This window comes from Acidianus sp. HS-5 (assembly GCF_021655615.1).
Classification (GTDB): Archaea; Thermoproteota; Thermoprotei_A; order Sulfolobales; family Sulfolobaceae; genus Acidianus.
This window is the reverse complement of the sequence record NZ_AP025245.1, coordinates 852,966-865,646: the sequence shown is the minus strand read 5'-3', so window position 1 is coordinate 865,646 and position 12,681 is coordinate 852,966. Positions and strand designations below refer to the sequence as shown.

The following is a 12,681-nucleotide window of genomic DNA, read 5'->3' as shown; positions in this document are numbered from 1 at the left end:
TAGAGGGAATAGACATAGGATATACTTACCCTAATGGATATAAAGTCTTTGATAACGTTAACATAGAGACTTACGATGATGAATTAATAGCTATAATAGGTCCTTCAGGAATAGGAAAATCTACTTTATTAAGAATTCTGGGTGGTTTTGTTAAGCCCGATCACGGAGAAGTTAGATTATTAGGAAAGAAAATAACTCAGCCTACTCCTAAGATAGCTTTGATACACCAGTCTATCGTGACTTTCCCTTGGTTTACTGCGTTGGAAAACGTAAAGCTCGGATTAAAGTATAAGAAGTTACCAAAAGAAAAAGAGGACGAAATAGCTAGGAAAATGTTAGAGCTAGTTGGTCTTTCGGGTTTTGAAGATTTTTATCCTAAGCAAATGAGTGGAGGAATGCGACAAAGAGTAGCAATAGCCAGAGCTTTAGCAGCAGACCCAATAGTTCTGTTAATGGACGAACCCTTTGCTCACTTGGATGAATTAACTGCTGAAGGTCTTAGAAGAGAAATTTACTCAATTTTGTTCAATCAGGATACATCTTTGAGGTCAGCGGTTTTAGTATCTCACAACTTGAATGAAGTTATTGAATTGGCAGATAGGGTTTACGTTTTGAACGGTAGGCCTGCTAGCGTAGTAGGTGAAGTTAAGATAGAACTCGATAGGCCTAGAAAGCCTAAGGATGACAAGTTTCAAGCTTATCTCGACCAGCTTTATTCTCTACTAACTCCGGTGGAGAAGAGCGTAGAACAAAAGAATAGGGGTAATGAAAATGCTTGATATAGGGCTTGCAATTTATGATACCCTCCTAACTTTAAGCAGAGTCTTTATAGACATAGCTTTATCAATAATAACAGGATGGTTTCTAGGATATGCTGCAATAAAAAGTAAAACTTTTGAGAATATTTATATTTCGTTATCGGAAATCTTTGAATCCGTCCCCGTTATTTCCTTCTTCCCAGTAGTCTTAATTTTCTTCGTATTTACAATAGGAGGAAGTTTAGGAATAGAACTTGCAGTACTGTTTTTAGTATTTACTGCAGTTGTCTGGAATATTTGGATGGGAATTTATCAAGCATTTAAAACAGTTCCTTCAGAAATGGATGAGGTAGTAAGGAATTACAGATTCGGATTTATGGGAAGAATGATAAGGCTTTATATTCCATTTTCAATCCCCAGAATTGCAGCAAACTTAATTCCCAGTTTTGCAGACGCCTTATTTTACATCACTGTGAGTGAAGTTTTTAGCATAGGTACAAAATGTTACCAGGTACCAGGAATAGGAACTTTAATAGCTCAGTATACAGCAGAAGGAAATTATGCTGATGCGATTTATGCTTTAATAATCTTAGCTATTTTCACTACAACAATAACTCTCCTATTGAGAGAGTTTGCAGAGTATTCCGTCAAAAAATATGGTCTAGATACCGAGACCTCGTTAAACTCTTTTAAGAGGGGGAGATTTAGAATAAGATATTCAGCTAGATTAAGCAATTCTAAAGGAGTATTTTCCAAACTGGGTAAGTACTTAGCTAAACCACCGTACTTTACAAGGCATACTACAGTTACAGAAGACGAAGAAGAAGAGAAAAAGAAAAGAATTCCACTTAATATTATTTCTGCAGGGATAGGAATTGTTCTCCTAGCTGTAATTCTATACGGTGCGTTCTCTATAATAGTTTCCGTTAAGCCTTCAACGTGGAGCTACTTAATTTCTACTATACCTCAGGATTTGATAGAATTAGGTGTAGACTATTTGAGAGTTGGAATAATTGCCTTAGTATCTTTCATATTTGCTGCATTTGTAGGATATTATGTTGCAAGACATATTATTGCTGACAGAGTAATCGTTCCAATAATACAGACTTTCTCAGCCTTTCCTGCACCTGCATACTTCCCGTTACTTTACGGTTTTACTTACACATATGTAAGTTCAGTTCTAGGGCCATTTACTAACGAGTTTTATGTTTTACTTTTAGGTTTTGTCTCAACATTCTATTATGTATTTTACAGCTTCTGGATAGGAGTAAAGAACCTTCCATCAGAATACTGGGAATTAATGGATAATCTAAAGTTAGGATTCTGGACTAAAATGAGGAGAATAATATTACCAGCCACATTCCCATATATAATAGCTGGTCTAAGTAGTACAATAAACAGTGCTTGGGGAGGTTTAGCAATAGGAGAATATTGGTCAGATATTTATCAGTCTCAGACCCTAGAGGTTAAGACGGGATTAATGAAGGCTTTAGCATTAGCAGATAATCAAGGTAACCTTCCTTTAGTCGGTTGGCTTTCGTTAATATTTGCAATTGTTGTGGTAATATATTCCGTGTTATTCACTAGGAAAATGATGGATTTAGCTAGAAATAAATATGTAGCAGAAGAGGGAATATATGCAGCATAGATGATGTGGAATCCGGGAACAGATTGGTGAAGATACGCGCGAACTCTGAATTTTTATTTTTTATTTTGTTTCTTAACAAAATCAACTTTTTACTCCTTATTTATCATTATATTTTATATTAAACATCCGTTTATTTTTCTAAAATAAAAACCTTTTAAACCCGTATAAACATTATTATATGGTTAAAAATGCCTCCTTTTGGTAAAGTCCTCGTTGCTAATAGAGGAGAAATAGCAGTCAGAGTAATGAAAGCAATAAAAGAAATGGGAATGAAAGCAGTTGCAGTCTACTCAGAGGCAGATAAGTATGCATTACACGTTAAATATGCTGATGAAGCTTACTACATAGGTAAGGCTCCAGCTTTAGATAGTTATTTGAATATTGATCACATAGTTGATGCGGCAGAAAAAGCTCATGTAGACGCAGTACATCCTGGCTATGGATTCCTTTCTGAAAACGCTGACTTTGCAGCTGCAGTAGAGAAGGCAGGGATAACATTTATCGGCCCATCATCAGAAGTTATGAACAAGATAAAGGACAAATTAGACGGTAAAAGAGTTGCAAAAATGGCTGGAGTTCCTATAGCTCCAGGTTCCGACGGCCCGGTAAGCTCTCTAGATGAGGCTCTTAAGCTCGCTGAGAAAATAGGTTATCCTATAATGGTAAAGGCAGCTAGCGGAGGTGGAGGAGTAGGAATTACCAGAGTTGATAATCCAGATCAATTAACTGATGTGTGGGAGAGGAATAAGAGATTAGCTTATCAAGCATTCGGTAAAGCAGACCTATATATAGAGAAATACGCAGTTAATCCTAGACATATTGAATTCCAGTTAATAGGAGATAAATACGGTGATTACGTAGTAGCTTGGGAGAGAGAATGTACTATCCAGAGGAGAAACCAGAAATTAATAGAGGAAGCGCCTTCTCCTGCATTGAAAATGGAAGAAAGAGAAAAGATGTTTGAGCCTATAATTAAGTTCGGTCAAATAATAAATTATTTCACTATGGGTACTTTTGAAACTGCATTTTCTGACGCTACTAGAGATTTTTACTTCCTAGAATTAAATAAGAGATTACAAGTAGAGCACCCAACTACTGAATTAATTTTCAGAATAGATTTAGTTAAACTTCAAATCAATATAGCGGCAGGAGAACATTTACCATTTACACAAGAGGAACTTAATAGGAGAGTTAGAGGCTCTGCGATAGAATATAGAATAAACGCTGAAGATGCTTTGAACAATTTCACGGGCAGTTCTGGATATGTTACTTATTATAAGGAACCCACAGGCCCTGGAGTTAGAGTAGACAGTGGCGTTGAGTCAGGAAGCTGGGTTCCACCATTTTATGATTCTTTAGTGTCTAAGCTTATTGTGTACGGCGAAAGCAGAGCATACGCAATCCAAGCTGGAATAAGGGCCTTAAACGATTATAAAATAGGTGGAATAAAGACTACAATAGAATTATATAAGTGGATTATGAGGGATCCAGACTTCCAAGAAGCTAAGTTCTCTACATCGTATATTGCACAGAAAACCGAACAATTTAACAAATATTTGAGAGAACAAGAAGAGTTAAGAGCGGCTTTAGCTTTGGAAATCCAGAGCAGGGGATTAAATAGACAAGGAGCTAATACACTAACGAATTCTCAAAGACAACCTAAGTCAGCGTGGAAATCTTACGGTTTGATTTCCCAGTCCTCTTCTAGGGTGATGTGGTAATGAAGTTATACAGAGTTTATTCCGAAACTGGAGACACGTATTTACTAGCTGTAGACAATAAGAACAATGTAGATAAAATAAAGACTGAAAGTAATGAGTTCAACATAGAGTATTTAGGAAAGGGAACTAGGGAAAACGAGTATTTATTCAAAGTTAATGGAGAAATCCATCAAGTATTTGTTGACAGTGGTTACATATTTGTTGATAACGCTAGTGTATTTAAGTTAGAGAGAGCTACTGAATTACCAACGAAAGAAGGGGAATCAGTAGAGGAAATGATCAAAGGAAGGGAAGGAGAGGTAATTTCGCCTTTGCAGGGTAGAGTCGTGAGCATAAGGATTAAAGAAGGAGATGCTGTAAATAAAGGTCAACCATTACTATCTGTTGAGGCAATGAAGTCTGAGACTATAATCTCTGCTCCAGTTGCAGGAGTTATTGAGAAGGTACTGGTTAAGCAAGGTCAGGGAGTAAAGAAAGGAGATACTCTCGTAATTATTAAATAATGTTTTTCTTCTCATGTCTCGAGGTGGTATACACATGTCTCAAGAAGAAAAAACTATAGATAAATTAATTCAAGAATTAAAAAATATGAAACAAAAGGCATATGAAGGTGGAGGAGAAGATAAGATAAAAACTCAGCATAGTAAAGGTAAGCTAACTGCTAGGGAAAGATTAGCATTACTATTCGATGAAGGTTCTTTCAGCGAGGTAATGACATTTGCCACTACCAGAGCTACAGAGTTCGGATTAGATAAGATGAAAATGTATGGAGACGGTGTTGTAACTGGCTGGGGTAAAGTAGACGGAAGAACTGTTTTCGCTTATTCCCAAGACTTTACCGAGTTAGGCGGAACTTTAGGAGAAACACACGCAAATAAGATAGGAAAAGTTTACGAACTGGCGCTGAAGGTAGGTGCACCAGTTGTGGGAATTAACGACTCTGGTGGAGCAAGAATTCAAGAAGGTGCTGTATCGCTTGAAGGTTATGGTCAAGTATTTAAATGGAACGTAATGGCTTCTGGAGTAGTTCCGCAGATTACTATAATGGCAGGGCCTGCAGCGGGAGGAGCAGTATATTCTCCTGCTTTAACTGATTTCTTAATCATGATTAAAGGAGACGCTTACTACATGTTCGTTACTGGACCGGAAATAACTAAAGTGGTGCTAGGAGAAGAAGTTACTTTCCAAGATTTGGGAGGAGCAGTTATTCACTCAACTAAGTCAGGAGTAGTACATTTCCTAGCCGAGAACGAACAAGACGCGATAAACATTACAAAAAGGTTGCTCTCTTACTTACCTTCAAATAACATGGAAGAGCCTCCTTTTATGGATACTGGAGATCCTGCTGATAGAGACGTTAAAGACGTAGAACAAATAGTTCCTACTGATTCAGCAAAGCCATTTGACATGAAAGAGGTAATATATAGAATTGTCGATAACGGAGAATTCCTCGAAGTTCATAAGCACTGGGCTCAAAATATTGTTGTAGGCTTTGGGAGAATTGCAGGAAACGTAGTAGGAATAGTTGCTAACAACTCTCAATATATGGGTGCAGCAATAGACATTGATGCCGCAGATAAGGCGGCTAGGTTCATAAGGTTCTGTGACGCATTTAATATACCTTTGGTGAGCCTTGTAGATACTCCAGGTTATATTCCAGGCACTGATCAAGAATATAAAGGAATAATAAGACATGGTGCAAAGATGCTTTATGCCTTTGCTGAAGCTACAGTACCTAAAGTCACCGTTATAATAAGGAAATCTTACGGAGGAGCTCACATAGCCATGAGCATAAAGAGTTTAGGAGCCGACTTAGTTTACGCGTGGCCTACTGCAGAAATTGCAGTAACCGGACCGGAAGGTGCAGTAAGGATCTTGTATAAGAAGGAGATTCAAGCTTCAAGTAATCCTGATGATTTCATAAAGCAGAAAATTGCAGAGTACAAAAAGCTGTTTGCCAATCCTTATTGGGCTGCAGAGAAAGGATTAATAGACGATGTTATTGAACCTAAGGACAGTAGAAGGGTAATAGTTTCCGCATTGGAAATGTTGAGGAATAAGAGAGAATACAGATATCCTAAGAAGCATGGGAATATACCTCTTTAAACTCTTTTTCTGTAGATTAATCTATTTTTCTCTGTAAGTATAATCTCTTGGTTTAAGGAGAGGAGAATGATTCTAAATTTTCTTAAAGTTTCTTCGTCTTCAATAACCTCTATTTCTTCTCCTTCTTTAGCCTTAAGTAGCTCCAGCAATAAGTCTTGCAGCTTCCTTTGCAACTTTTTCACCTATTTTCTGACCTAGTAATGACTTAACCTTTTCAACATTCATTACTATATCTTCCGGCTTCTTTATTCCGTGATTATAGAGCATTCTAGCTCTTTTCCTTCCTACTCCTTGAATCTTAACAAGGTCAAGTAATTCTTCTTTTACTCCATCCTTAACTCTCAGATTTAAAGTATGAAGTGCATCGTAATGCTCTGTTAGCTCAAGAACTCTAGCAACGTTATACCCACTATACGTTAGCCAATCCATAGTATCCACTATACTTCTAAGGTCTCCAGAACCAATTCCGTATCTACCTAATATAACGTCTTCGTCAACTTCCTCAATCCAATCGTTTATTATCATCGCAACTTTAAGTGCTGAAACGTAATTGTAGAACTCATCTTCATCATCAGGTTCTTCCACGAATAGTGGACAAGGAGCTTCATCGACTAATTCTTCGCTCTCGCTTCTCGTTACTGAAACTGTAGGCCCATCTGGAGTATAAGCTACTAAGTGTAAATATGCAATATTACAACTTTTCTCGTTCTTAGTTAAGTAATCCTTAAATACCTTTGCCGTAAAAGGATTAATGTAAAGATCTGCAACTCTTTTGCCGAATTTTGTCAGTACTAGTTCATCATCTCCTGCAATAAATTCGTTATCCCTTAGCCAGTTTATCCCTCTTTTCACATAATTTTCAACAACTTCTCTATCAAGTAAAGTATCCATTGAATAATCTTTTAAATCGTCCTCAGAGATCTTCTTTTCTGACGAAACTATTCCTAGCAGAAAAGTGTAAAATGCAGACTCGTTTCCAAGTCTTGACTCTATGGGCTCGGGTGGAGATAAAATGTATTTTTTAAATACTTTTTCAGCTTCTTTTTTGTTTCTTACTACAATTACAGCTTCTCCTTCCTTGTCAAACCCTGGTCTTCCTGCCCTTCCTGCCATTTGTTTATACTCCATTATTGGAATTTCCTCTTGATATCCCAGTATTTTCCTATTATACCTATGAAAATCTCCTATTATTACAGCTCTTGCAGGTAAGTTAACTCCTGCAGCCAAAGTTGGTGTAGCTACTATTGCTTTAATCTTCCTTTCTCTGAAAGCCTTTTCTATTACTTCTCTTAACCCTCTTGAAAGCCCAGCGTGATGGAAAGCAACTCCTTTAATAGCTAATTCGTAAAGTTCTTCTTTTTCATCACTTCCTGCATCTTCAACATCTTTTATTTCTTCTCCGATCTTAAGCAGTTCCTTGTCGGATAAGGACAATAATCCCATTGATGATGAGATCTTCTTTGCAGTGCTTTCAGCCATTTTTCTTGAATTCCTGAAGACTAAAACTTGTCCTCCATGTTCAATTACGTAAAGAGTGTAAGCAATTATTGGGTCATTTCCTTTGATTTCTATTGTTTCATCTTGAAACATTACTTGGTAGCTTTTTCTTCCTTCAACTATAACTCCTTCTCTCAAAGGTACGGGTCTCCAATTTGTTATTACCGGAATAGCGTTTAGCCAGTTGGCAATTTTTTCATAATTACTTATTGTGGCACTTAGTGCTAGTAAGTTCTTTCTCTTTGCTCTTATTGCTACGCTTTCTACTACGGGTCCCCTATCCTCATCGTTTAAATAGTGAAATTCGTCTAACACGAAGTAATCAACTTCATTTAACCAAGATGGATTATGCCTCCATAATGAGTCTATTTTTTCATAAGTTGATACTATTATATCGTAATTTTTTAACCAAGCATCGTTACTATCGTAGTCTCCTGAAGTCATTCCTACTTTAAATCCCAGTTCTTCCCAATCCTTTAGTTCAGTATATTTCTCTGAAGTCAAAGCCCTTAGTGGTGTTATGTATACTGCCTTACCTCCTTTAGAGAGTAAATGAGATATTATTCCTAGTTCGGCTATCAAAGTTTTTCCTGAGCCTGTTGGGGAAGTTATTAGTAGTCTTTTTCCTTCTAGTAGGCCGCTGTTTACAGCATCAGTTTGGACTGGGTTCAATTTTTCTATTCCTTTCCTCTTTATGATTTTAATTATTTTTTCATTCAGGTCAAGCTTGTCTATGGGTGTGAATTCCATGAATCTTAAGTAAATTGTATTCTAAGGTTTATAAGAATTAGGACTAGAAAAGATGTATAAGAAAGCTTTATCAATTACTCTACTAATTAATTTTGGTAATGCCGATGGAGCAAGTTAAAAAAGTTGGCGATGGTATGTTCGAAGTAGAAATGAACGAAACTTTAACAATCTCCTTTAAATTGGAGGAAGAACTTCTGAAACAAGTGGATGAGGCAGTAAAAAATTTAGGTTATAGTAATCGAAGTGATCTAATAAGAGACGCAATATTAGAATATATTTCCTATTTAGAAGGTAAAAGAGATGGAAATTCTTGAATATGCTATATTTCTTTTGGGTTTAATTTCTTCCTTTATTGTAGGCGGTAACAATTCCGCAACTTCTTTAGGAATATTGATATCAACTAATGCATTAAAGAGAAAATATTCGTATTTAATAAGTGCATTGACAATATTTGTGGGTGTAGCTTTAGGTAGTTATTCAATGCAGAGCAGTATTTACGGTACAATATTTTCTAAAAATCTGGTTATCTTAGAGTCAGCAGTTTTTTCAGTTCTTTTTGCTTCCGTCGTAGCTTTTTATTATTTAAATAAACTTGGTATACCATCTTCTTTAAGTCAAATGCTTTATCCTTCAATGGCTATTTTGGTCTTAATCTCGAGAGGGAACCTAGGCTTTAATTGGGTAAAGTTCTGGTTCACAGTGTCTTCCTGGGGTTTTTCTCCGATTTTAGCTATAATATCTTCTATAGCTCTTTATTTAGTAATCAAAAAGATAACAGTAAAAAGAAAGGATTTATTCTCTGAAATTAGAATTTATAAATTTCTTATAATATTTTCCTCTATTTTTACTACATTCGTAACTGGAGCAAATGCCATAGGAATAATAGTTTCAGCAGGCTTATTATCTGCACCATTCTATCTAGTCGCACCAACTTACGGTATTGCCTCAGCACTAGGAATCTATTTAAGCTCGAAAAAGGCTTCGATAGTGGTAGGCTTTAGAGTTACAAGACTTGGGTATATAAGCGCTACATCTGCTTTAGTGGGAAGCGATATTATATCTGAGATTTTCACACTGCTTGGAGTCCCGATTTCTATAACGCAGACTACGATGGGAGGGATAATCGGTTTAAGTTTTAGGAGTTTTGGCTACGATGTAAAGAAACAACTCTCTCAAGTTGCTAGAGGATGGGGAATTTCTCCTTTAGTTGCAATAATTTCTTCTCTTGCGGCTTTTGGGGTAGTAAAAAGTATATTAGGATTTTAGGGTAGCATAAAGTGTTTCAACGCTTAATGTAGAATCTTCCATTCCATCTAAGATGTCGTCAAGGAAAGTTATTGCGTCTTTAAGCTGTAACACACTAATGATATCCGACTCTTTTTCATTCTCATAGAGTCTCTGTATCATCAAATCTTTTATATCGTCACCGTTTCTTTCAATAACTTGGATTTCTTTACCGACTCTAATTGCCTCTTTTATATCGTTTTTTAACAAAGAAATCATTAAAACGAGTTTTTCAGCTCCGTCTTGTATTAAGGACAAATATGATATAAAATTAGTCTGTAAAGTACTACAAAGTTTTTCATCAGGTTTTCTCGAAGTTATAGCTCTTCCAGCGTCTTTTATCGACTTCATTACTTCGTATAATGATTGAGTCAATGTAAGCATTGATTCTTTAAAATCCGGCAGGAAAGCTTCTCCGTAAAGCATAGAAATAATATCTTCTCTTATTAATCCTATTCTTTCATATACCCCCTTAATTTTTACAACCAATGTAGTAGCATCGTTATAATTACTATTAAAAATGTCCAAATAAACAGAATTTAACATAGACGTGGAATCTTTTATATTCTCAGCTATATCCAAAAGTTTTGAGAAGAGTAATTCTTCTTTATTTATACTGAATTTAAGCATCTCTTAGAATATGTTAAGATGAGTTAAAAAGGCTATTCTCTATTATCAATACTAATGTATTTTCTACCTATTTCTCCCTTATATATGGCTTTAGGCCTAATCAGCTTATTATCCTTTAAGTACTCCATTACGTGTGCAGTCCAACCTACAATCCTAGACGAAGCAAAAACAGTAGGAAACAGATCTGGATCAAAACCTAGGAAGTAAAACGTTAATCCCGCATAAAAGTCAACGTTAGGATAAATATTTTTCCTACCAAGGATTTTACAACCTATCTCATCGACTTTATCTGCAATCTCAAAAAGTTCGGTATTACCCTTTTCCTTGGCTAAAGCCCTGGCGTATTCCTTAAGGATTTTAGCCCTTGGATCGTAAGCCTTGTATATTCGATGTCCGAAACCCATTATCCTTTGTCCAGACTCAAGTTTTTTAAGGATGTATTCCTCTACCTTATCCTTGTTGCCTATTTCCATGAATTGCTTTAGAGCCTCTGCGTTTGCTCCCCCGTGTAAAGGTCCTTTTAATGCGGATATTCCTGCAGTTACAGCTGAATAAAGATCTGAAAGCGTTGAAGCTACTACCAAGCAAGCGAAGGTAGATGCGTTCATTTCGTGATCTATGTGCAAAATCATTGCTACGTCCATTGTTCTTGAATCTGTAGCACTAGGTTTTTCTCCTCTCATCATATAAAGGAAGTTTTCAGCGTGAGAAAGTGAAGGATCAGGATGTATAATGTCTAGCCCTTTTCTAATCCTATCAAAATATGAAATAATTGTTGGTATCTTAGCAGTTAGCTTTACAGCCTTCCTCCAGAGTTCTTCATTAGTCTTATCTTCTATCCCAAGCATACTTACTGCAGTTCTTAACACATCCATAGGATTAGCATCTTTCCTAACATTTTTTATAAACTCTGTAATATACTCTGGAATTTCCCTTTCTTCAGCGAGGCTTTCCTTTATTCCTTGGAGTTCCTTTCTATTAGGTAATTTTCCGAACCAGATCAAATAAGCAGTCTCCTCAAAGTTTGAGAATTCTGCTAAATCGTAAATTGAGTAACCTCTATAGTACAGCCTTCCTAGAACTCCGTCAATATAAGTTATTTCTGTTTCCTTTATTGCTGTATCTTCAAGACCTTTCCTTAATTCCAACGTTTAAACCCCTCAATTTATTTAATGAGAATTTCTTTTCATTACTCTCTAATTTAGCTTTCTGTATTATGTCCTCAAGGGTCACTATGACTTCTTCTGCGACTCTCCTATTTACTGGATATGGAATTCCGTCCTTACCTCCTATTGCATAAGCATATTTAAAAGGGTCATAAGGAGTATTTACTGGATCGTTGTATGAAGGTGGCTCATTGTAAATTAGATCAGAAATTAAATAAAGTGCTTTAGCAGTTGAAGGACCTAATCCTTCAAGCATTGCTTCCTCTAAATTTTCTGGGTTTGATTCATACAGCTTATCTAGAACAGGCTTAATTTTCCTCTCATCTAAAGGTCTCATGTAAATGATCTTTGCCTCCTTGGACATTCCTACAAAAGACGCACCGTTAATCCAGCTCTCTATAGTGGATTGTCCCTTTAGTTCTGCCTTAGCTTTTTGCAATTCATTTATAATTTTCCTAGGATCTTGCCTAAGCAAGTCTAAAACTAGTCTTCTAGTGTTTTCTCTGTCCTTCTCTATTATATTAACTGCAATTCCTTTCTTACCTGCTATCGCTTCTTGAGGCTCTACAACAAAATTTTGTGTATTCTTCCAGTGATACCTTCTAGCGAACTTAGTTTCCTCATTCATTCCCTGCTGTATTATTGCCCAGTATCCATTTTCCGTAACAAGCATTGAGTGATGATAAAGCTGATGTCCATCTTGGACTAATGTAGTATCGACTTTAGCAACTAACCTACTTACGTCAGCGAGCTTATCTGCATCTATATTAAAGCTTAAAGAGTGAAGCTCATATGGAACTTTTAACGCATTCTTACCTTTTCCTCCAAGTATCGCAATACCATCAACTTTAGGATTAACAACATCCTTCAGTATTCCAAGCGTAACAGTAGTTGACCCTGAGGAATCCCAATCCATGCCTATTACGTTATTAAAAGCCTGAAACCAAAGTGGATTTGAAAGTCTTTCCACGACTTTCTGAGGTCCCCATTCTATAAGCATTATATCTAAAATTGATCTAGATAGTTTCCTCATTATAGGTACTAGCCAAGGAGGTACATGGCCTGTGTGCAAAGGTAAATCTGCTATACCTTCTATTTCCATATATTAATAAAATTGTTAA

The 12,681-nt window shown here is 36.3% G+C and carries 12 protein-coding genes; 7 read left to right on the top strand and 5 right to left on the bottom strand.

The features are described from left to right. Nucleotides 1–62: 62 nt before the first annotated feature. The 5 genes from HS5_RS04595 to HS5_RS04575 all read left to right on the top strand — a co-directional run bounded on the left by HS5_RS04595 (nucleotide 63) and on the right by HS5_RS04575 (nucleotide 6,233). The gene (locus tag HS5_RS04595; protein ID WP_236753464.1) at nucleotides 63–779 is read left to right on the top strand and encodes an ABC transporter ATP-binding protein; all 717 of its coding nucleotides are present in this window, start codon (nucleotides 63–65) and stop codon (nucleotides 777–779) included. After that, nucleotides 772–2,406, top strand: coding sequence for an ABC transporter permease subunit (locus tag HS5_RS04590; protein ID WP_236752991.1), 1,635 nt, complete (start codon nucleotides 772–774; stop codon nucleotides 2,404–2,406). Before HS5_RS04595 ends, HS5_RS04590 begins: the two co-directional genes overlap by 8 nt. A 188-nt stretch (nucleotides 2,407–2,594) precedes the next feature. Then, nucleotides 2,595–4,127, top strand: coding sequence for a biotin carboxylase N-terminal domain-containing protein (locus HS5_RS04585; RefSeq protein WP_236752990.1), 1,533 nt, complete (start codon nucleotides 2,595–2,597; stop codon nucleotides 4,125–4,127). Continuing rightward, nucleotides 4,127–4,630 (top strand): biotin/lipoyl-containing protein, encoded by a 504-nt coding sequence (locus HS5_RS04580; protein WP_236752989.1) that lies wholly within the window; start codon nucleotides 4,127–4,129, stop codon nucleotides 4,628–4,630. Before HS5_RS04585 ends, HS5_RS04580 begins: the two co-directional genes overlap by 1 nt. 34 nt (nucleotides 4,631–4,664) lie before the next feature. After that, entirely contained in the window at nucleotides 4,665–6,233 is a 1,569-nt protein-coding gene (locus HS5_RS04575) for an acyl-CoA carboxylase subunit beta (RefSeq protein ID WP_236752988.1), read from the top strand. On the opposite strand, the gene HS5_RS04570 is transcribed toward HS5_RS04575, so the two are convergent. Beyond that, a complete protein-coding gene (locus tag HS5_RS04570) occupies nucleotides 6,230–6,406 on the bottom strand; it encodes a hypothetical protein (protein WP_236752987.1) in 177 nt (58 codons plus the stop codon). The two genes, HS5_RS04575 and HS5_RS04570, sit on opposite strands and share 4 nt — an antisense overlap. Next, nucleotides 6,366–8,480, bottom strand: coding sequence for an ATP-dependent DNA helicase Hel308 (gene hel308 / locus HS5_RS04565; protein ID WP_236752986.1), 2,115 nt, complete (start codon nucleotides 8,478–8,480; stop codon nucleotides 6,366–6,368). Before hel308 ends, HS5_RS04570 begins: the two co-directional genes overlap by 41 nt. Before the next feature lie 104 nt (nucleotides 8,481–8,584). On the opposite strand from hel308, the gene HS5_RS04560 reads away from it, so the two are divergent. After that, nucleotides 8,585–8,794: a ribbon-helix-helix domain-containing protein gene (locus HS5_RS04560; protein WP_236752985.1), complete on the top strand. Its 210-nt coding sequence runs from the start codon at nucleotides 8,585–8,587 to the stop codon at nucleotides 8,792–8,794. Further along, entirely contained in the window at nucleotides 8,781–9,746 is a 966-nt protein-coding gene (locus HS5_RS04555) for an inorganic phosphate transporter (RefSeq protein WP_236752984.1), read from the top strand. Before HS5_RS04560 ends, HS5_RS04555 begins: the two co-directional genes overlap by 14 nt. Here HS5_RS04555 and HS5_RS04550 read toward each other — a convergent pair. The 3 genes from HS5_RS04550 to HS5_RS04540 are packed head-to-tail and all read right to left on the bottom strand — an operon-like array spanning nucleotide 9,735 to nucleotide 12,662. Beyond that, a complete protein-coding gene (locus tag HS5_RS04550; RefSeq protein ID WP_236752983.1) occupies nucleotides 9,735–10,394 on the bottom strand; it encodes a DUF47 family protein in 660 nt (219 codons plus the stop codon). The two genes, HS5_RS04555 and HS5_RS04550, sit on opposite strands and share 12 nt — an antisense overlap. A gap of 32 nt (nucleotides 10,395–10,426) precedes the next feature. Next, entirely contained in the window at nucleotides 10,427–11,542 is a 1,116-nt protein-coding gene (locus tag HS5_RS04545; protein ID WP_236752982.1) for a citrate synthase/methylcitrate synthase, read from the bottom strand. After that, on the bottom strand, nucleotides 11,520–12,662 hold the full coding sequence (locus tag HS5_RS04540; protein WP_236752981.1) for a DUF763 domain-containing protein: 1,143 nt from the start codon (nucleotides 12,660–12,662) through the stop codon (nucleotides 11,520–11,522). Before HS5_RS04540 ends, HS5_RS04545 begins: the two co-directional genes overlap by 23 nt. Nucleotides 12,663–12,681: the final 19 nt, after the last annotated feature.